Annotated in this window: 17 protein-coding genes; 13 read left to right on the top strand and 4 right to left on the bottom strand. The window is 72.3% G+C overall.

The genetic code is table 11. The features are described 5' to 3' along the window. Positions 1-6 precede the first annotated feature (6 nt). Both ACFYPN_RS11500 and ACFYPN_RS11495 read left to right on the top strand, forming a co-directional pair. Positions 7-1005 carry a DMT family transporter gene (locus ACFYPN_RS11500; protein ID WP_389297807.1) on the top strand — a complete coding sequence of 333 codons (999 nt, stop codon included), beginning with the start codon at positions 7-9 and terminating at the stop codon, positions 1003-1005. Between the two features lie 150 nt (positions 1006-1155). Then, the gene (locus ACFYPN_RS11495; RefSeq protein WP_389297805.1) at positions 1156-1659 is read left to right on the top strand and encodes a DUF6924 domain-containing protein; all 504 of its coding nucleotides are present in this window, start codon (positions 1156-1158) and stop codon (positions 1657-1659) included. Positions 1660-1760: 101 nt separating this feature from the next. On the opposite strand, the gene ACFYPN_RS11490 is transcribed toward ACFYPN_RS11495, so the two are convergent. Continuing rightward, positions 1761-1895: a GNAT family N-acetyltransferase gene (locus tag ACFYPN_RS11490; RefSeq protein ID WP_389297803.1), complete on the bottom strand. Its 135-nt coding sequence runs from the start codon at positions 1893-1895 to the stop codon at positions 1761-1763. 256 nt (positions 1896-2151) lie between these two features. Beyond that, positions 2152-2634 (bottom strand): GNAT family N-acetyltransferase, encoded by a 483-nt coding sequence (locus ACFYPN_RS11485; RefSeq protein WP_389297801.1) that lies wholly within the window; start codon positions 2632-2634, stop codon positions 2152-2154. Between the two features lie 267 nt (positions 2635-2901). Here ACFYPN_RS11485 and ACFYPN_RS11480 point away from each other — a divergent pair, with 267 nt between their 5' ends. The 8 genes from ACFYPN_RS11480 (at position 2902) to ACFYPN_RS11445 (ending at position 13876) form a co-directional block, all read left to right on the top strand. Further along, the gene (locus ACFYPN_RS11480; protein ID WP_389297799.1) at positions 2902-3744 is read left to right on the top strand and encodes a TIGR03084 family metal-binding protein; all 843 of its coding nucleotides are present in this window, start codon (positions 2902-2904) and stop codon (positions 3742-3744) included. Next, positions 3741-5678, top strand: coding sequence for an acyclic terpene utilization AtuA family protein (locus ACFYPN_RS11475; protein WP_389297797.1), 1938 nt, complete (start codon positions 3741-3743; stop codon positions 5676-5678). Before ACFYPN_RS11480 ends, ACFYPN_RS11475 begins: the two co-directional genes overlap by 4 nt. Before the next feature lie 148 nt (positions 5679-5826). Further along, complete coding sequence (locus ACFYPN_RS11470) at positions 5827-7425, top strand: acyl-CoA carboxylase subunit beta (protein WP_389297795.1); 1599 nt, start codon at positions 5827-5829, stop codon at positions 7423-7425. Between the two features lie 107 nt (positions 7426-7532). Next, entirely contained in the window at positions 7533-9554 is a 2022-nt protein-coding gene (locus ACFYPN_RS11465; protein WP_389297793.1) for a biotin carboxylase N-terminal domain-containing protein, read from the top strand. Then, complete coding sequence (locus ACFYPN_RS11460) at positions 9551-10711, top strand: acyl-CoA dehydrogenase family protein (RefSeq protein WP_358762482.1); 1161 nt, start codon at positions 9551-9553, stop codon at positions 10709-10711. The genes ACFYPN_RS11465 and ACFYPN_RS11460 overlap by 4 nt, the downstream gene beginning before the upstream one ends. Positions 10712-10806: 95 nt before the next feature. Further along, a complete protein-coding gene (locus ACFYPN_RS11455) occupies positions 10807-12462 on the top strand; it encodes a 4-coumarate--CoA ligase family protein (protein WP_389297790.1) in 1656 nt (551 codons plus the stop codon). After that, the gene (locus ACFYPN_RS11450; protein WP_358762478.1) at positions 12459-13199 is read left to right on the top strand and encodes an enoyl-CoA hydratase family protein; all 741 of its coding nucleotides are present in this window, start codon (positions 12459-12461) and stop codon (positions 13197-13199) included. The genes ACFYPN_RS11455 and ACFYPN_RS11450 overlap by 4 nt, the downstream gene beginning before the upstream one ends. Beyond that, positions 13187-13876 (top strand): TetR/AcrR family transcriptional regulator, encoded by a 690-nt coding sequence (locus tag ACFYPN_RS11445; RefSeq protein ID WP_389297788.1) that lies wholly within the window; start codon positions 13187-13189, stop codon positions 13874-13876. Before ACFYPN_RS11450 ends, ACFYPN_RS11445 begins: the two co-directional genes overlap by 13 nt. 138 nt (positions 13877-14014) lie before the next feature. On the opposite strand, the gene ACFYPN_RS11440 is transcribed toward ACFYPN_RS11445, so the two are convergent. Beyond that, entirely contained in the window at positions 14015-15124 is a 1110-nt protein-coding gene (locus ACFYPN_RS11440) for a citrate synthase 2 (RefSeq protein ID WP_358762474.1), read from the bottom strand. Positions 15125-15427: 303 nt separating this feature from the next. Between ACFYPN_RS11440 and pdxH the strand changes: the two genes are divergently transcribed. Further along, the gene (pdxH, locus tag ACFYPN_RS11435) at positions 15428-16063 is read left to right on the top strand and encodes a pyridoxamine 5'-phosphate oxidase (protein ID WP_389297932.1); all 636 of its coding nucleotides are present in this window, start codon (positions 15428-15430) and stop codon (positions 16061-16063) included. 434 nt (positions 16064-16497) lie between these two features. After that, positions 16498-17889, top strand: a complete 1392-nt coding sequence (locus tag ACFYPN_RS11430; protein WP_389297786.1) for a PAS domain S-box protein — start codon at positions 16498-16500, stop codon at positions 17887-17889. Between the two features lie 46 nt (positions 17890-17935). Here the strand turns inward: ACFYPN_RS11430 and ACFYPN_RS11425 are convergent, their stop codons facing one another. Beyond that, entirely contained in the window at positions 17936-19477 is a 1542-nt protein-coding gene (locus tag ACFYPN_RS11425; RefSeq protein WP_389297784.1) for a hypothetical protein, read from the bottom strand. 687 nt (positions 19478-20164) lie between these two features. Here ACFYPN_RS11425 and ACFYPN_RS11420 point away from each other — a divergent pair. Continuing rightward, entirely contained in the window at positions 20165-20458 is a 294-nt protein-coding gene (locus tag ACFYPN_RS11420) for a lactococcin 972 family bacteriocin (protein ID WP_358762469.1), read from the top strand. Positions 20459-20467: the final 9 nt, after the last annotated feature.

The raw sequence follows: 20467 nt of genomic DNA, 5'->3' as shown, positions 1-20467 counted from the left end.
CCAGCAGTGAACGACCCGCGCAGCGCCGTAGAGCCGGCCGCAGCCGTCACCGTCCCCGAGGCGGTGACCGCCCTGGACGGAGCGCCCGACACCGTCACCGGCCCGCACGGCTCCGGGCGCCCGGCGGGGCGCGGGGCCGCCCTCGTACCGGTCGCCCTCGTCATCGGAGGTGTGGTCTCGGTCCAGTTCGGTGCGGCGGTGGCCGCGCTGCTGATGCCCCGCGCCGGAGCGTTCGGGGTGGTGACGCTGCGGCTGCTGGTGGCCGCGGTGGTCCTGCTGGCCGTCTGCCGCCCCACGCTGCGCGGCCACAGCCGCGCCGACTGGGGGACCGTGCTGGCCTTCGGCGTCACGATGGGCGCGATGAACAACCTCTTCTACCAGGCACTCGACCGCATCCCCCTCGGCATCGCGGTCACCCTGGAGGTGCTCGGCCCGCTCGCCCTCTCCGTCATCGCCTCCCGCCGCCTGGTCAACCTCCTCTGGGCGGGGCTCGCCCTCGTCGGAGTGGCCCTGCTCGGCGGCGCGGGCGGCTTCGGCCGGCTCGACCTGCTGGGGGCCGGGCTCGCCGTCGCGGCCGGCGCGATGTGGGCGCTGTACATCGTCTTCAGCGCCCGCACCGGCCGCCGCTTCCCGAAGGCGGACGGCCTGGCCCTCGCCATGGCCGTCGCCGCCCTCCTCTCGCTCCCCCTCGGCATCGCGGAGTCCGGTGCCAAACTGGTCGTCCCGAGCACCGTCCTGCTCGGCGCCGCGGTGGCCCTGCTCAGCTCCGTACTCCCTTACACCCTGGAACTGATGGCGCTCCGCCGCCTGCCCGCCTCCACCTTCGCCGTGATGATGAGCCTCGAACCGGCCATCGCCGCCCTCGCAGGGTTCCTCATCCTGGACCAAGCCCTCTCCACCACGGACGCCCTCGCCATCGCGCTGGTCATCGGCGCGAGCGTCGGTGCGGTACGCGGCCAGGTCGGCGGGGATCGGAAGGAAAGGAAGAAGCGCCGCGAGGCGTAGCTGTTCGGCGTGGCGCGGGACCGGGCCGGGCGTCCGAGGGGTGCGGTGGCACCCCGGCGGGCGCCCGGTTCGTTGTCGGTGCGGGGTGTGAGGATGCCCGTAGACCGATGGCTGGTGCCGCGCCCGGCACCGGGGAGTGAGGGAGACGGCGTGCGAATCCTGCCCGCGCTCGAGCTGACCGGACGCGATCCGGCCGACGACTTCGACCCCGTGATCGTGCGGACCGACTACACGGACGATGTCGCGTGGCGGGCCACGGTGGCTGCCCTGCGCAGCGCGTGGGACGGGGAGAGCGGGGCGGAAGCGCGGTTCCACCTGATCGACGATCCACGCTGGGACGGTGCGACCACCGAGGAACTCGTACGCGCGGCCGGCGCGGTGGAGAACCTCTCGGCGGTGTTCCTCGCCGACGCCGTCACCATGCGGTCCTCCTCCCGGCCACTCCTCGCCCTGGACCTGTGTGCCGACGAGGACGAGGAGCTCGATCACGAGTACTACCAGGAGCTGATCGACAACCCGCCGGCCCGGGAGTTCCGCACGGTGCCCGGCCAGGTCCACGCCCTCCAGCTGTGCCTGGCCGTCGGGAACGTGAGCTTCCCGGAGCTCGCCGAGGCCGCGGGCGAGGACCCGGAGGGCGTGTACCGGCCGGCCTGAGGGATGCGGGGCCGGAAGGCAGCGAGGGGTCCACGGAGAATCCGCCGCAGACCTCGTGCTGTCCCCTCACACCTCCCGCCGGCGAAGCATCGGCCCGCACGTCAGGGCCTCAGCAGCCCGCCCACCCACCAGTCGTGCGGCTTGCCGTCGTTGGCGATACCGCGATTGCGCAGTGTCCCTTCGACGGTGAAGCCGAGTTTGGCGGCGACAGCACGCGAGCCGGTGTTCCCGGCCATGGCCCACCACCGCGTCGGCCCGCAGGTACGGCACCGGCACCGGGGTGTGGAACTGGATTGCCTCGTCCTGGCAGGCTTCGTACACCGCATCCGCGTCGGCCAGGGTGAAGGCCCGCAGCACCAGGCGGTCGGTCTCCAGCGCCACCGGATCCATCGCGGCAGTTTGGCCTCTCGCAGCAAGCGGCGACCAGCGCATATCCCGACCGGGCGACCGCCCCCCACGACACGCCGGGCTGGTCGACCGAGACCCTGCTCCTCATTCTTCCAACCGCAGCAGCAGCTCGTCGATCTCTGCTCCCCGCGCGTTCGCGAAGCCCCGTTCCTCGCCGACGACCTCGAAGCCGCACTTCTCCAGGACCCGCACCGAACCGGTGTTGTCCGCAGCCGCCCTGGCGTGCACGGGGCGTTCGGGGACCTCGGCGAGCAGCCCCCGCAGGGCCGTGGTCGCGATGCCCCGCCCCCAGTAGTAGCGGTCGACGACATACGTGACCTCCCGCTCGCCCGGCTCGCCGTACACGGCCACGTGCCCGACCACGTCGCCGTCCGCGAGCACGGTGCGGGTGACGGTGTCGGGCGAGGCGAGGATGCGCTTCCAGTGCGCGTCGAAGTGGTCCCGGTCCGTCGGGTCCTCGGCGGTGAAGGCGGCCATCCGATTCGACTCCGGGTCGCTCATGTGGCGGAAGAACACCGGCAGATCGCTGGGGTGCACGGGGCGCAGGGAGACATCGAGGGAAGTCATGGCCCGACCCTAACCACAGCGGGGGAACGGAGGGAGCGAGTCGGCCATGACGGCCGAAGGGCTATGAGTGGCCCGGGAGTTATGGATCCGACCTGCACCCTTGTGGCCCGTACCCCTCCTCTCCCGTACGGGGTCTCCCGCGCACACTTCGGGGCTGCCCGGAGAACCCGAAGAGCCCGGTGGAGAAAATCATGCAAGCACGCTTGCTTGTTTCTCCGGTCGCTGGAATGCTCCGGGGCACCACGCCATGCCCCGAGGGGAGCGCACGTGTCCGATGCCATCGCCGTGATCGACGATCTGCGTGACGAGAGCGAAGAACTCGACGCTCTGGTAGCCGAGTTGAGTGACGAGGAGTGGGCGAGGGCGACCCCCGCGCCCGGCTGGACCGTCGCGCACCAGATCGCCCACCTGGCCTGGACCGACGGGGTCGCGGTGACGGCCGCGACGGACCCCGAGGCGTTCCGGGCGGAGGTGGAGGCCGCGCTCGCCGCGCCGGAGACCTTTGTGGACGAGGCGGCCGGGGCCGCCGTCGCCGCCGCCTCACCGGGGGAGCTGCTGCGAGGGTGGCGGGCCGGACGGGAACGGCTCCAGGACGTGTTGCGGGGGGCCGTCCCCGGTACCCGCATCCCCTGGTACGGCCCCCCGATGAGCCTGGCCTCGATGGCGACCGCCCGGCTCATGGAGACCTGGGCGCACGGGCAGGACGTGGCCGACGCCCTCGGGGTCGTACGCGCCCCGACCGACCGGCTGCGGCATGTCGCCAGGATCGGCGTACGGGCCCGCGACTACGCGTACTTCGTGCGGGGTGCCACCCCGCCGGCGGAGGAGTTCCGGGTGGAACTCGCCACTCCGGACGGCGGGGCGATCGCCTTCGGACCCGAGGGTGCGGGGCAGCGGGTTACCGGGCCGCTGCTGGACTTCTGCCTGCTGGTGACCCAGCGCGCCCACCGCGACGACCTCGCCCTCCGTGCGGTCGGCATCGAGGCCGATGGCTGGCTGGACATCGCGCAGGCGTTCGCGGGTCTGCCGGGTGCGGGGCGTGCGCCTCGCGGGGGCAGGAGCGAAGGAGAGACCGGCCCTTCGAGCGCCCCTGGGAGTGACGCCATATGACCATCCCGCCCGCACAGCCCACACCCGCGCAGCCGACCCTCGCCCAGCCGGCCCCCGCGCAGCCCGCCCGTGCGCGGTCCGTGTCCGCGCAGACCCCCGTCGTACGGCCCGGGACCCTGGCGGGCGCCGTTCCCACCGCCCCCGCCCCCCTCCTCCCGTCCCCTCCCGTCACGATCCCCGTCTCCGTCACCGAGCCCGAGCCCGCCCGGTCGCACCCGCTCGATCCGCCCGCGCCGACGCCCCTGCGCATCGGCAACGCCTCCGGCTTCTACGGCGACCGGTTCGACGCGATGCGGGAGATGCTGACCGGAGGCCCGCTCGACGTCCTGACCGGGGACTACCTCGCCGAGCTCACCATGCTCATCCTCGGCCGGAGCCGCCTCAAGGACCCCTCGCGCGGTTACGCCTCCACCTTCCTGCGCCAGCTCGAAGAGAGCCTCGGGCTGGCCGTCGACCGGGGGGTGAAGATCGTCACCAACGCGGGCGGCCTCAACACGGCCGGACTCGCCGACGCGGTAAGGGAGTTGGCGGAGAAGCTCGGCATCGCGGTGCGGGTCGCCCATGTGGAGGGCGACAGCCGGCCCGTCCCGGAGGGGTTCCTCACCGCCAACGCGTACCTCGGGGGCGCCGGGATCGCCGCCTGCCTGAAGGCGGGCGCGGACATCGTCGTCACCGGCCGGGTCACCGACGCCGCCCTGGTCACCGGGCCCGCCGCCGCCCACTTCGGCTGGGGTCCGGACGACCTGGACGCCCTTGCCGGGGCCGTCGTCGCCGGGCACGTCCTGGAGTGCGGTACGCAGGCCACCGGCGGGAACTACGCCTTCTTCGGCGGCCACGACGTGCGCCGCCCCGGCTTCCCCCTCGCCGAGATCCACGCCGACGGATCGTCCGTCATCACCAAGCACCCGGGCACCGGCGGAGTGGTCGATCTCGGGACCGTCACCGCCCAGTTGCTGTACGAGACCGGGGGCGCCCGGTACCCGGGACCCGACGTGACCGCCCGGCTCGACACGGTCTCGCTCACCCAGGAGGGACCGGACCGGGTCGGGATCAGCGGGGTACGCGGCGAAGCGCCGCCGCCCACGCTGAAGGTCGGGCTCAACCGGCTCGGCGGCTGGCGCAACGAGGTCGTCTTCGTGCTCACCGGACTCGACATCGAGGCAAAGTCCCGTCTCGTGCAGGAGCAGTTCGCCGACGCGCTCGATCGGTCCGGGAAGGCGCCCGCCGAGGTCCGCTGGGAGCTGGCCCGCACCGATCACCCCGACGCGGCCACCGAGGAGACCGCGAGCGCACTGCTCCGGCTCGTGGTGCGCGACCAGGACGCGGAGGCGGTGGGCAGGGCGGTCTCCGGGGCGGCCGTGGAGCTGGCCCTCGGTAGCTATCCCGGGTTCCACGTCACGGCCCCGCCCGGGAAGGGCGCGCCGTACGGGGTGTTCGAGGCGGTCCACGTACCGGCGACCGAGGTGGCGCACACCGCGGTGCTGCCGGACGGGACACGGCAGGACGTGCCCGCGCCGACGGTGACCCGGGTGCTCGACCTCGTACCGCTGGAGGTGCCGCTGCCGCCCGCGCCGGAGCCGGAGGTGACCCGGAGCGCGCCGCTCGGGCTGCTCGCCGGGGCGCGCAGCGGCGACAAGGGCGGGGACGCGAACGTCGGGGTGTGGGTGCGTGACGACAACGCCTGGCGGTGGCTGGCCCATGAGCTGACCGTGGAGCGCTTCCGTGAACTCCTGCCGGAAACCGCGGGGCTGGAGGTCGAGCGGCATGTGCTCCCGCGGTTGAGGGCGGTGAATTTCGTCGTCCGTGGGCTCCTGGGCGAAGGGGTCGCCGCCCAGGCGCGGTTCGACCCGCAGGCCAAGGCACTGGGGGAGTGGCTCCGCTCCCGCCATCTGGCCGTACCCATCTCCCTGCTCGACCCGGCCGAACCCGCCTGAGGGCCATCGGGTCCGCGGCCCATCGGACCAGCAGTCCACCAGGCCAGCGGACCACCGGATCACCCGCCCATCAGCTCGCCGGCTCATCAGATCAGCGGCCCATCAGCCCACTCCCGTACCGGAGGCACCGCATGACCGGAGGCACCGCATGACCGTCCTGCCCACCGGGCTCGACACCGCCGGACCCGAATACGCCGCCAACCGCGCCGCCCTCCTCACCAAGCTCGACGATCTCGCGACCGAGCACGCGAAGGCGCTGGCCGGTGGCGGCGAGAAGTACGTGGAGCGCCACCGTTCGCGCGGGAAGCTGCCCGCGCGGGAGCGGATCGAGTTGCTGATCGACCCGGACACCCCGTTCCTGGAGCTGTCGCCGCTGGCCGGCTGGGGCAGCGACTACACGGTCGGCGCCTCGCTGGTCACCGGGATCGGGGTGGTGGAGGGCGTCGAGTGTCTGATCACCGCCAACGACCCGACCGTACGCGGCGGTGCCTCCAACCCCTGGACGCTGAAGAAGGCGCTGCGGGCCAACGAGATCGCCTTCGCCAACCGGCTGCCCTGCATCAGCCTGGTGGAGTCCGGGGGCGCGGACCTGCCCTCGCAGAAGGAGATCTTCATCCCCGGCGGGGCGCTCTTCCGTGACATCACCCGGCTCTCCGCCGCCGGAATCCCCACCGTGGCCGTGGTGTTCGGCAACTCCACCGCCGGAGGCGCGTACGTCCCCGGGATGTCCGACCACACCGTCATGATCAAGGACCGGTCCAAGGTCTTCCTCGGCGGTCCGCCGCTGGTGAAGATGGCCACCGGCGAGGAGAGCGACGACGAGTCCCTCGGTGGTGCCGGGATGCACGCCCGCACCTCGGGTCTCGCCGACCACTTCGCGGTGGACGAGCACGACGCGCTGCGGCAGGCCCGGCGGATCGTCACCCGCCTCAACTGGCGCAAGGCGCACGCCGATCCGGGGCCCACCGAACCGCCGAAGTACGACGAGGACGAGCTGCTCGGCATCGTGCCCGGCGACCTCAAGGTGCCGTTCGATCCGCGCGAGGTCATCGCCCGGCTGGTCGACGGCTCCGACTTCGACGCCTTCAAGCCGCTCTACGGCACCAGCCTGGTCACCGGCTGGGCCCGGCTGCACGGCTACCCCGTCGGCATCCTCGCCAACGCGCAGGGGGTGCTCTTCAGCGCGGAGTCGCAGAAGGCCGCACAGTTCATCCAGCTCGCCAACCAGCGTGACATCCCGCTGATCTTCCTGCACAACACCACCGGCTACATGGTCGGCAAGGAGTACGAGCAGGGCGGCATCATCAAGCACGGCGCGATGATGATCAACGCGGTCTCCAACTCCAGGGTCCCGCACCTCTCCGTGCTGATGGGCGCCTCCTACGGGGCCGGCCACTACGGCATGTGCGGGCGCGCCTACGACCCCCGCTTCCTCTTCGCCTGGCCCAGCAGCAAGTCCGCCGTGATGGGCCCGCAACAGCTCGCGGGTGTGCTCTCCATCGTGGCCCGCGCCTCCGCCGCCGCGAAGGGCCGCCCCTACGACGACGAGGCCGACGCCGGACTGCGCGCCCTGGTGGAGCAGCAGATCGAGGCCGAGTCGCTGCCGGTGTTCCTCTCCGGGCGGCTCTACGACGACGGGGTCATCGACCCGCGCGACACCAGGACCGTCCTCGGGATGTGCCTGTCCGCGATCCACACCGCTCCCGTCGAAGGCGCCCGCGGCGGCTTCGGCATCTTCCGGATGTGAGGGCCGTGAGCGCGGAGAGTCCCGCGAGGACCGAGCCGAGCACGCCGACCGAGCCGAGCACGCCGACCGAGCCGGCCGAGAGGACTGAGAGGACCGAGAGGACCCACGTGATCACTTCCCTGCTCGTCGCCAACCGGGGCGAGATCGCCTGCCGGATCTTCCGCACCTGCCGCGCGCTCGGCATCACCACCGTCGCCGTGTACTCCGACCCGGACGCCGGCGCCCTGCACGTCCGCGAGGCGGACCTCGCCGTCCGGCTGCCGGGGGCGACACCGGCCGACACCTATCTCCGCGGTGACCTGCTCGTCGCGGCGGCGCTCGCGGCGGGGGCCGACGCCGTGCACCCCGGGTACGGATTCCTCTCCGAGAACGCCCCGTTCGCCGCCGCGGTGCAGGATGCCGGACTGCTCTGGGTGGGCCCGCCGGTCAAGGCGATCGAGCAGATGGCGTCGAAGACCCGCGCCAAGGAGCTGATGGCCGCCGCCGAGGTGCCGCTGCTCGCCCCCGTCGACCCGGCCACCGCGACCGGAGCCGACCTGCCGCTGCTGCTCAAGGCGTCGGCCGGCGGCGGCGGGCGCGGGATGCGGATCGTACGGGAACTCGACGCGCTACCTGCCGAGTTGACGGCCGCCAGGGCGGAGGCCGAGTCCGCGTTCGGGGACGGCGAGGTGTTCGCCGAACCGTACGTGGAACGAGGCCGGCACGTCGAGGTACAGGTGATGGCCGACGACCACGGCACCGTCTGGGCGCTCGGCACCCGCGATTGCTCCCTCCAGCGCCGCCACCAGAAGGTCATCGAGGAGGCCCCCGCGCCCGGTCTCGACGAGGAGCTGCGGACCCGGCTCCACGACGCCGCGGTGGCCGCCGCCCGGGCCGTCGGCTACCGGGGCGCCGGGACCGTGGAGTTCCTGGTCTCCGCCGAAGGCCGGCCGTACTTCCTGGAGATGAACACCCGTCTCCAGGTCGAACACCCCGTCACGGAAGCCGTGTTCGGGCTCGACCTGGTCGCCCTCCAGCTGCGGACCGCCGAGGGCGAGCCGCTGCCCGCACCGGCACCGCCCGCCCCCGAGGGGCACGCCGTGGAGGCCCGGCTCTACGCCGAGGACCCCGCCCACGACTGGCGCCCGCAGACCGGGCTCCTCCGCGCGCTGGACCTGCCCGAGGAGCCGGGCGTACGCCTGGACACCGGGTACACCGGCGGCGACACCATCGGGGTGCACTACGACCCGATGCTCGCCAAGGTCGTCGCCCACGCGGCCACCCGCACCGAGGCCGTACGCCTGCTCGCCCGCGTCCTGGAACGCGCCCGCGTCCACGGCCCGGTCACCAACCGCGAGCTGCTGGTCCGCTCCCTGCGCCACCCCGATTTCGTCGCCGCGCGCCTCGACACCGGGTTCTACGACCGCCACCTCGCCGCCCTCACCCCGGCCCCCGACGAGGACGCCGTCCGCCGCGCCGCCCTGGCGGCGGCCCTCGCCGACGCGGCGGCCCGCACGTCCGCACCGGATGCCGTCGCGCCCGCCCGCTTCGGCGCCTGGCGCAACCTCCCCTCCCAGCCGCAGACCAAGCGCTACCGCGCCGAGCCCGACGCCGGGGAGTACGAGATCGCCTACCGCACCACCCGCACCGGGCCCGTCCCGCAAGGGGCTCCCGGCATCCGCGTGACGGAGGTCCGCCCCGACCGGGTCACCCTCGAACTCGACGGCGTCACCCGCCGGTTCGCCGTCACGGTCCACGGCGACCAGGTGTACGTGGACGCGGCGGACGGCTCCTACGCCTTCACCGCCCTGCCCCGCTTCACCGACCCCGCCACCCGCAGTGAACCCGGCTCCCTGCTCGCCCCCATGCCCGGCACGGTCGTCCGCCTCGCGGAGGGCCTGGCACCCGGGGCACCCGTCGAGGCCGGGCAGCCGCTGATCTGGCTGGAGGCGATGAAGATGGAGCACCGCATCCTCGCCCCCGCCACCGGCACCCTCACCGCACTCCACGCCGCGCCGGGCCTTCAGGTCGAGGTCGGCGCCCTGCTCGCCGTCGTCCAGGACGCACCCCTCGCGCCCGACGCGTCCCCCGCGCCCGACGCCCCCGAACCACCCGACGCACCCCACGCCCAGGAGGAACCGCAGCCATGAGCACCGTCCTCGAATCCGCTGAGCACCAGGCGCTCCGCGCCGCCGTCGCCGCACTCGGCAAACGCTACGGGCGCGCCTACATGGCCTCCGTCATCGCGGAGGGCCGGCACACCGACGAACTCTGGGCAGAGGCAGCCAAGTTCGGCTATCTCGGCGTGAACCTTCCGGAGGAGTACGGCGGGGGCGGCGCCGGAATGGCGGAACTCTCCATCGTGCTTGAGGAGTTGGGCGCGGCCGGCGCCCCGCTGCTGATGATGGTGGTCTCCCCGGCGATCTGCGGCACGGTGATATCGCGCTTCGGCACCGAGGCGCAGAAGCGGCAGTGGCTCCCGGGGCTCGCCGACGGCAGCCTCACCATGGCCTTCGGGATCACCGAGCCGGACGCCGGCTCCAACTCGCACCGGATCACCACCACCGCCCGCCGCGACGGCGACGACTGGCTGCTCACCGGCCGGAAGGTTTTCGTCTCCGGGGTCGACATCGCCGACGCCACCCTCATCGTGGGCCGGACCGAGGACGCCCGCACCGGCACACTCAAGCCCTGCCTCTTCATCGTCCCGCGCGACGCCCCCGGCTTCGGGCGCTCGCAGATCGACATGGAACTCCATGCCCCGGAGAAGCAGTTCGAGCTGGTGCTGGACGACGTACGGCTGCCCGCCGAGGCGCTCGTCGGCGACGAGGACGCCGGGCTGCTCCAGCTCTTCGCCGGGCTCAACCCCGAACGCATCATGACCGCCGCCTTCGGCATCGGCATGGGCCGCTACGCGCTCGCGCAGGCCGTCGAGTACGCCAAGACCCGGCAGGTCTGGAAGACGCCGATCGGCGCCCACCAGGCCATCGCCCACCCGCTCGCCGTCGCCCACGTCGAACTGGAACTGGCCCGGCTGATGATGCAGAAGGCCGCCGCCCTGTACGACGCCGGCGACGACATCGGCGCGGGCGAGGCCGCCAACATGGCCAAGTACGCGGCCGGGGAGGCCTGCGTGAAGGCCGTGGACCAGGCGGTGCACACCCTCGGCGGCAACGGCCTCACCCGCGAGTACGGGCTCGCCTCGCTCATCACCGCGGCCCGTGTCGCCCGGATCGCCCCGGTCAGCCGGGAGATGATCCTCAACTACGTCTCGCACCAGTCGCTCGGCCTGCCCAAGTCGTACTGACCGGGTCCGCCGAGCACCTGTACGTACGGCGCACCGCCCGTCTGACGGGTGGTGCGCCGCCGCACCCGCCGCCCACGCGTCGACAGGGGACCGCCATGGTGTTCCGCAGTGAGTACGCAGACGTCACCATCCTCAGCACACCCATCCACGAGGCGGTCCTCGGCCGGGCCGCCGAGTTCGGGGAGACCGTCGCACTGATCGACGGCACCAACGGGATGGCCCTCACCTACACCCAACTCGACCACTTCCACCGGCGGATCGCCGCCGCACTCGCCGAGGCCGGGCTCCGCAAGGGGGACGTCCTCGCCCTGCACAGCCCCAACACCATCGCCTACCCGCCCGTCTTCTACGGAGCGACGCGGGCCGGCGCCTCCGTCACCACGGTCCACCCGCTGGCCACCGCGGAGGAGTTCGCGAAGCAGCTCACCGACGCCTCCGCGAGCTGGATCGTCACCGTCTCCCCGCTCCTGGAAACCGCAGTCAGGGCGGCCGGACTCGCGGGCGGCGTACGGCAGATCTTCGTCTGCGACACGGCCGACGGGTACACCTCGGTGCTCGACATGCTCGGCTCCACCGCCCCCGAGCCGCAGGTGGAGATCGACCCGGGCGAGGACGTCGCCGTCCTGCCCTACTCCTCCGGTACCACCGGCGCCCCCAAGGGCGTGATGCTCACCCACCGGTCCATCGCGACCAACCTGGAGCAGCTCCAGCCGTTCGTGCCGCTGCTGCGGGGCGAGCCGATCCTCGCGGTGTTGCCATTTTTTCACATCTACGGGCTGACGGCCCTGATGAACGGCCCGCTCCGGCACGGCGCCACCGTCGTCGTCCTCCCCCGCTTCGACCTCGACCAGTTCCTCGCCACCATCGAGAAGCACCGCATCGCGGGCCTCTACGTGGCCCCGCCGATCGTGCTGGCCCTTGCCAAGCACCCGGCCGTCGCCCGCTACGACCTCTCCTCGCTCCGCTACATCGTCTCCGCCGCCGCCCCGCTCGACGCGGAGCTCGCCCGCGCCTGCTCGGAGCGGCTCGGGCTGCCCCCGGTAAGGCAGGCGTACGGCATGACGGAGCTCTCCCCGGGCACCCATGTGGTGCCGCTCTCCGAGGAGAACCCGCCGGACGGCACGGTCGGCAAGCTGATCCCCGGTACCGAGATGCGGATCGTGGACCTCGCCGACCCCACCCGGGACACGGAGCCCGGCGCCGAGGGCGAGATCCTCATCCGGGGCCCGCAGGTGATGAAGGGGTACCTCGGCCGCCCGGACGCCACCGCCGCCATGATCGACTCGGACGGCTGGGTGCACACCGGGGACGTCGGCCGGGTCGACGAGGACGGCTGGCTGTACGTCGTGGACCGGGTCAAGGAGCTGATCAAGTACAAGGGGTACCAGGTCGCCCCCGCCGAGCTGGAGGCGCTGCTGCTGGGCCACGAGCACCTCGCCGACGCCGCCGTCATCGGCGTGTACGACGAGACCGGGAACGAGGTGCCCAAGGCGTTCCTGGTCCGCTCGCCGGCCCCGGAGGCGCAGAAGCTCACGCCGGAGGGCGTGATGGCGTACGTCGCCGAGCGCGTCTCCCCGTACAAGAAGGTGCGACGGGTCGAGTTCATCGACGCGGTGCCCCGCGCCACCTCCGGCAAGATCCTGCGCCGCGAACTCCGCGACCGGGAACGCACCCCAGGTGCCACCGGCACAGACACACACACTGGCTCTGGCTCCGGCTCCGGCTCCGGCACCGAGGGGAGCCCCGCATGAGCAGTCTCGCCGCACCCACCCACGACCGTGGCATCGCCACGCTCACCCTGGACGCCCCCGCCCGCCGCAACGCCCTCTCCGCCGAGCTGGTGGGCGAGCTGGCGGCGGCGCTGGACGCCTGCGCGGCCGACCGCACCGTACGCGCGGTCGTGCTGACGCACACCGGCACCACCTTCTGCGCTGGTGCCGACCTCAAGTCTCCCGCCGATCCACGGGAGTTCGTCGCGCTGCTGCGGAAGATCGTCGAGCTGCCCAAGCCGGTGGTGGGCCGGGTCACCGGCCATGTCCGGGCCGGTGGGCTCGGGTTGCTCGGGGCCTGCGACATCGCGGTGGCCGGGCCCGGGGCGAGCTTCGCGCTCACCGAATCACGGCTCGGGCTCGCCCCGGCGGTGATCTCCCTGACGCTGCTGCCCCGCCTCGAACGCTCGGCGGCGGCCCGCTACTTCCTCACCGGAGAGCGCTTCGACGCGGCCGAGGCCGCCCGGATCTCCCTGATCACCCTCGCCACCGAGGACGAGGTGGACAAGGCGCTCGAACCCGTACTGGACGGGCTGCGGAAGGCATCCCCGCAGGGGCTGATGGCATCGAAGCAGCTGGTCACGGCTACCGTGCTGGAGAGTTTCGACCAACACGCCGAAGACCTCGTCGCCCTGTCCACCGCGCTCTTCGCCTCCGACGACGCACGGGAGGGGATGACGGCCTTCCTCGAACGACGGGACCCCGCATGGGTGTGGTGACGCCCCCCAACAGCACGCCCCCGGCCGGCGAGCCTCCGACCGGCACGCACCCGACCGGCGACCCCCCGAGCGGCGCGCCCACCGGCGGGACGCCGCCGCATGCCGCCGCCAAGTCGCCGAAGCAGGACCGCAGTCGGGCCACCCGGCAGCGGCTCCTGGAGGCCGCCGTGGCCTGCCTCGCCGCCCACGGCTGGGCCGGCTCCACGGTCTCCGTCGTCGCCGAGCGGGCCGGGGTCTCCCGAGGTGCGGCGCAGCACCACTTTCCCACCCGCGAGGACCTGTTCACCGGGGCGGTCGAGTACGTCGCGGAGGAGCGCTCCGCCGCGCTGCGGGCCCTCCCGGTCCAGGGCAGGGCGGAGGTCGTCGCCGCGCTGGTGGACCTGTACACCGGGCCGCTCTTCCGCGCCGCGCTCCAGCTCTGGGTGGCTGCCTCCAACGAGCCCCAACTCCGGCCCCGGGTGACCGAACTCGAAGCGCGCGTCGGCCGGGAGACCCACCGGATCGCGGTCACCCTGCTGCGCGCCGACGAGAGCCGCCCGGGGGTGCGCGAGACGGTCCAGGGCCTCCTGGACATGGCCCGGGGCCTCGGTCTCGCCAACGTCCTCACCGACGACACCGCCCGCCGCCGGAGGGTCGTGGCCCAGTGGGCGGCGCTGGTGGACGGCGCGCTGGGCTGAGCGTGGGCGGGACGGGGGCATGGACCACGGCGACACCGCTCCTCGCCCGGCCGCCGCCCGGCACCCTCGCGGGCCGGGCGGCGGTGTGTGCCCGAAGGCGTCCGGGTTGCGAGTCCCTGTCCTCAGCCCCTCGGCCCCTCAGCCGACGATCGGGGTGATCGAGTCGTACCCCTCGATCTCACGCGGGTCCCGGGACGCCGGGCCCACGTACTCGGCGGAAGGCCGCACGAGCCGGCCCGTGCGCTTCTGCTCCAGGATGTGCGCCGACCAGCCGGCCGTACGGGCGCAGGTGAACATCGAGGTGAACATGTGCGCCGGGACCTCCGCGAAGTCCAGCACGATCGCGGCCCAGAACTCCACGTTCGTCGCCAGCACCCGGTCCGGGCGCCGGGCGTGCAGCTCCTCCAGCGCCGCCTTCTCCAGCGCCTCGGCCACCTCGAAGCGGGGCGCGGCCAGTTCGCGCGCGGTGCGCCGCAGCACCCGGGCGCGCGGGTCCTCCGCGCGGTAGACGCGGTGGCCGAAACCCATCAGCCGCTCGCCCTTGTCCAGCGCCTGCTTCACGTACGCGGTCGCGTCCCCGGTCCGCTCGATCTCCTCGATCATGCCGAGCACCCGGGACGGGGCGCCGCCGTGCAGGGGGCCCGACATGGCGCCCACCGCGCCCGACAGCGCCGCGGCCACGTCCGCGCCGGTCGAGGCGATGACCCGGGCGGTGAACGTGGAGGCGTTCATGCCGTGTTCGGCGGCCGACGTCCAGTAGGCGTCGACGGCCTTGACGTGCTTGGGGTCGGGCTCGCCGCGCCAGCGGATCATGAACCGCTCCACCACGGACTCCGCCTTGTCGATCTCGCTCTGCGGCACCATCGGGAGCCCCTGCCCCCGCGCCGACTGCGCCACGTACGACAGGGCCATCACGGCCGCCCGCGCGAGGTCGTCCCGGGCGGTCGCCTCGTCGATGTCGAGCAGCGGTTTCAGGCCCCACACCGGGGCGAGCATCGCCAGCGCCGACTGCACGTCCACCCGGATGTCACCGGAGTGGACCGGAATGGGGAACGGTTCGGCGGCCGGCAGACCGGGGTTGAACGCCCCGTCCACCAGCAGCCCCCAGACGTTGCCGAAGGACACCTGGCCGACGAGGTTCTCGATGTCGATCCCGCGATACCGGAGCGCCCCGCCCTCCCTGTCCGGTTCGGCGATCTCCGTTTCAAACGCGACGACTCCCTCAAGCCCGGGTACGAATGCGGACATCAGGCGGCTCCCTCTGTGCGGCTGCGAGCTGTGTCGGCGAAGACCTCCGGGGCGCAGGCCCCGGGACGGCCTCCGCTGGGACCTGACCTCTGATAGTGGCGGCTCCCCCCGGGGCAAGGAAGGGTGATGTCCCGCACAGGACCCCGCGTGTCGTGGGACGGAGGCCACCGCCCGGCCGAACCGGGCCGCGCGGCCCGCCCGCTGCGGCAGGATGGGCCCGTGCCCACAGCTGACCCGACACCTCCGTCCGCTTCCCGTCCGGCCGTGTCCCCCGCATCCGATTGCACCATCGATCCGGCGGCGATGCGCGAGCAGTACCGTTCCGAGGCGTTCGACGAGCAGGATCTCGCCCCCGGACCCATGGACCAGTTCGCCCGCTGGTTCCGGCAGGTCGCCGCCCAAGGCGCACTCCACGAGCCGAACGCGATGGTGGTCTCCACCGCCTCGCCGGACGGCCGCCCGTCCTCCCGCACGGTGCTGCTCAAGGGATTCGACGCGCGCGGTTTCGTCTTCTACACCAACCACGAGTCCCGCAAGGGCCGTGAGATCGCCGCGAACCCGTACGTCTCGCTGCTCTTCCCCTGGCACCCGCTCGCCCGCCAGGTGGTGGTCACCGGCGTCGCGGAGCACGTGAGCCGCGAGGAGACGGTGGCGTACTTCCGTACCCGCCCGCACGGCTCCCAGCTCGGCGCGTGGGCGAGCGCGCAGTCCACGGTCATCGGCTCCCGCCGGGAACTCACCGAGCGGTACGAGGAACTCGCCGCCCGCTACCCGGACGGCGAGAAGGTTCCCGTCCCGCCGCACTGGGGCGGTTTCCGGGTCGCGCCGGAGACGGTGGAGTTCTGGCAGGGCCACGAGAACCGGCTGCACGACCGGCTGCGGTACGTACGCCTCGCGCCGCAGGAGTCCGGCTGGCGCGTGGAACGGCTCTGCCCCTGAGGGGTTCCGGGGCTCCCGGTTCCCGCCGGGAACGGAAAAAGCAGAACCCGCAGGCTCGGGTCCCTCCGTGAGGAGGGGCCGGCCGGATCTACCGGCGAGCCTGCGGGTCGGTGACTGCTGGGTTTTCGGCAGGCAGCCTGCCGAGGTGCACGACGTGCGACGACGGGCTGTCAGCCCGCAGCCACCTCACGAATCCGATAAGACTGCACTTTTCGGATCACCTCCTTTCAGCGTGTGCCACCAGCCTAAGAACCGCGTCCGGGCCGCACAACCTATTTATCGGAAGAGGATGTGCGCCGCGTCACGGTCGAGTTCAATGGGTTTCTGACATGCGCAAACGCGCGCGGAGACGGGCGCGGGACCGCGGGTGGAACCGCGCACCGCCGGTGCAGCGGTGCGTACGGCGGGGACGGCACGTTCTGCGGGGGTACGGAATGAGTCCTTCCACGGGCAGCGGTACGGCGGACGCGTCCGCGTCGGACGCCGCAGGGGCCGCCGGCGCCCCGGAGGCCACGGCGCCCCGTGCCGGGACCGGCCCCGGGCCCGAACTCCTCGCCGCGCTCCTCGACGGCATGGACACCGCGCTCTTCGCCCTCGACGCCGGGGGCACCGTCACCCACTGGAACCGCCAGGCCGAACGCGTCCTCGGCTGGACCGCCGCCGAGGTGGTCGGCCGGGACGGCTTCGCGGGCTGGGCGGTGCGCGGACCCGACGCGGACGAGGTGCGCCGGCGGTTGATGGTGATCCAGGGCTCCGAGGTCCGCCAGGTCCACGAGTTCGCCCTGATCCGCAAGGACGGCGGCCGGGTCCTCGTCCGTATGCAGGCCGCCGGGATGCGCGGCGCGGACGGCGGACCGGCCGGGGTGTACTGCGCGTTCAGCGAGGCGCACGCCCAGATCGACCTGGAACGCTCCATCGCGCTGAGCGAGGCGCTCTTCCAGGACGGCCCCTGGGGCGTGGTCCTGGTCGACGCCGACCTGCGGCCCACCGTCGTCAACGCGCACGCGGCGCGGGCGCTCGGCGGCGGCCGGACCTCCCTGCTCGGGCGCCCCCTCGGGGAGGTCCTCCTCCAGGGCGTCGAGGACCTCGAAGGCGCCTTCCACCACGTGCTCGCCGCCGGGGCGCCACCGGCCCCCGCCGAACTCTGGGTGACCCTGCGCAGCCGCGAGGGCGAGCGGCGGCGCTGCTGGCGCAGTGGCTTCCTGCGGCTCACCTCGCCCCTCACCGAGGAGGCGGTGCCGCTCGGGGTCGCCTGGCTCTTCCAGGACGTCACCGAGGCGCGCACCGCCGAGCAGGCGGCGGCCCGGCTGCGGTTCCGCTCCGCCCAGTTGCACCGCGCCGCCAGGGCCGCCGCCGAGTGCGAGGACCCGTGGGAGGCGGCGACGACCACCCTCGACTTCTCGTTGGCGGGCTTCGCCGACCACGCGCTGCTCGACCTGGTCGCCGGCGAACGGCTGATCCCCACCGCGGCCACCCCGACGGACGCCCCGGGCCCCTGCCTGCGGGTGGCCGGCTCCCTCCCGGCCCGGTACGGCCCCGGCCACCCGGCCTTCCAGACGCTGGACCGGATCGCCCCGGTCCGGGTGAGCGCGGGTGCCGCCCCGGGGTCCTGGGCGGCCGAACGCCAGTGGCCCCGGCAGACGGCGCACGCCCTCTGCGTGGCGCTCCGCAGCCGGGGCCGGACCCTCGGGGTCGTGACCTTCCTGCGTACGGCCGACCGCCCCGCCTTCGAGCGGGAGGACGCCGCCCATGCGGAGAGCGCGGCGGTCCGGGTCGCCTCCGCGGTGGACCTGGCCCTGCTGCTCGAGGGCGGTGCGGGCGGCTGACCGGGCGTGGGCGTTCAGACCCCTGTTCGGCTCCCGCCGAGACGGCTTACCGCCGGGCTCGCGGTACGGCCTGTCGCGCGGGCCGCTCGTAAACGGTGACCCGCCGTCCCCGGACCTGCTTGTCCGACACGACGACGAAGTCCGTCCCCAGCACGCGTAGCTTTACCTTGTCGCGCCGCGCGGTGACCGGCCTACCGGCCTCGGGAGTGTCCGTCACCAGCAGGATCCGCCGTTGGGCGAGCATCGAGGCACGTATCTGCTCCGGGCTTGCTTCGATGCCCTTGAGCGTGCCTGAGGCCTGCGGGCTCACTGCCAGGGCCAGGTCCCGCAAGCCTGAAAAGGCCGCCGGCGAGACGGACTCGGTGTCCCGGCGTGCCGCGGGGAGGAAGAGGACTGCATCGCCGGGCTTCTTCACTGTCTGCACGACCGAGGCAATGGCCAGAACGTCGTCCACTCGGCTGGCGGGAGAGCGTTTGGCAAGCAGTTGGGGAAGCAGCGCCATGGTCGCCACGAGGATGACCAGCGGAAGGATCCACGGTGCCGTACGCGGGTGGCGGTGCCCAACCACTCGTATGCCCCGATCGACAGCCGAACCGATGAGCAGCGCAAGGCCCAGCAGACTGAAGAGGACATAGCGATCCAGGAACAGCGGCTGGACCAGTGAGAGACCGGCGAGGATCAGCTGCGGCAGCGCCAAGAGGGGCATACCCACCGCCGATACCGACAGCTGACGCCGGTGTGGCCCCTCGACCAGCAGCCCGGCACCGCCGATCGCCAGAAGGACGCCTGGGCCGATCAGCATGTGCCATGTCAGCGGTGGTATCCAGGAAACCTGGGCCGACTGGCCACGACTGAAAAGGATCAAGGGCAGGACGCAGAGTGCGGCCAGTGCCGCCACCACGACCCATTTTCGCCACACCCGCTGTCCGGCGCGTACCCACAGCAGAGTCACCAGGTGCGCCGAGAGAATCAGCAGGGAGAGCCAGTTCAGGAGTCCGCCCAACAGGACGCTCCCGCCATAGGCGATCCAGGTGACCGGCCGGTCGCGTCCCATCAGCACGTTGACGAGCAGCAGGGTCGAGCCGCCGGCACATGCAGCGACCAGGGCGTAGGGGCGGCCTTCCTGGAGATAGAACTGCACGGCAGGCAGCAGGCCGAAAGCCATGCCGGCCGTCAGTCCCACCCGGGCCCCGGACAGACGGCTGCCGACCACCGCTATGGACGCCGCGGCGAGGGCTGTTGCCAGCACCGACGGGAGACGAAGCGTCGTGATACCGGCGCCGAAGCACTCGAAAAGTGCGTGCATCAGCAGGTAGTAGGCGGCATGCACAACATCCACATTGCCGACCATGTGCCAGATCTCATCCGCGGGCCGCCGGGCCACCTGCCACGTCGCGGCCTCGTCCCGCCACATGCTGTTGCGCCGGGTAAGCCCCCATAAGCCGAGCGCAGTGGTCCATACCGCAGGCACGAGCCAGACGAGGGAGGACAGAGGGCCAGGGGTCTGCGAGGAGCCCTGCGGTAATCGCAGCGCCGATGCACTGGTCGATGGGTGGGAAGAAGAAATGAGAGACGGCACGAACGGCATGAAAGCAGGCTTCCAGAAGGGGAAACGGACAGGGGGCGGACCAAGGATCGTCCCGTAGTGGTGGCGGGTCGGGCGACAGCAGCTGCGATCTCGCCGCGTAGTCAGGACGCCCGCACACATCCATTACGCACGGGCGCCTTTCCACCTGCGACGCGCTGTATGCGATACCCGCGCGCCGATGTGCCGCAGATTGCGGCACGGCTCTCAGACGAAGCCGCCTCACGCCATGCGCACCATCAGCACAAGCTCCCCCGGATGTGTGGTCCCTGCTAAGGCCGGCTTGGTCAGCACCAGCACGTCGAGGATGCCATCCAACGTGCACTCCTGTCACACAGTTTTCCTCGATCGACTAGTTTCGGCCCTCGGGGCCGGTGCATTGGCCGAAATGCCGGTGGCACTGTCGGGCTCGTTCCCTTAAATGCGCTTGCCTGCGCGACTTCCGGCGCCCCCCGATCGACTAGATTCGGCCCCCGGGCGGTGAATTGGCCAGAATGCCGGTGGCGCTGCCGGGCTCGTTCCTTTAATTGCGCTTGCATGCGCGAATATCACCCGGATGTGCGGAAAAATAAGGGACGCACATTTTCTCTGTCGTTGAATAGCTCACACCGTTGCCGGGTTGCGCGACGGTGCTGCGGTCAATAAAGATTCTCACTCGTCACAGACAAACTTCGTCATGAGGGAGCGCTAATGAACAAGCGAACCGGTATCAAGGCTGCGGTTATCACCGCAGGTCTCCTTTTCGCCGCAGCGACGCCGGCGCTGGCTGTCACCGTGGATGTCGGGGGCGGTAAGTGGAGCTACGACCAGGGCGCCAACACTGCTTGGTCGAACTACACGCACCCCAGTAAGTCGCACGCCTCATCGGTGAAGATCGGCAGCGTCACCTTCGCCAGCGGCTGCACCTCCGCCGGTAACTGGTCGCTCGCCTCCGGCTCGAAGAACGGCGGAGCGATCAGCTACTACTACAAGTCCACCTGCTGAGGACCCAGT

Source organism: Streptomyces sp. NPDC005576, assembly GCF_042871745.1.
GTDB lineage: Bacteria > Actinomycetota > Actinomycetes > Streptomycetales > Streptomycetaceae > Streptomyces.
The sequence above is the reverse complement of the archived record's forward strand: the minus strand, read 5'-3'. Positions and strand labels throughout refer to the sequence as shown.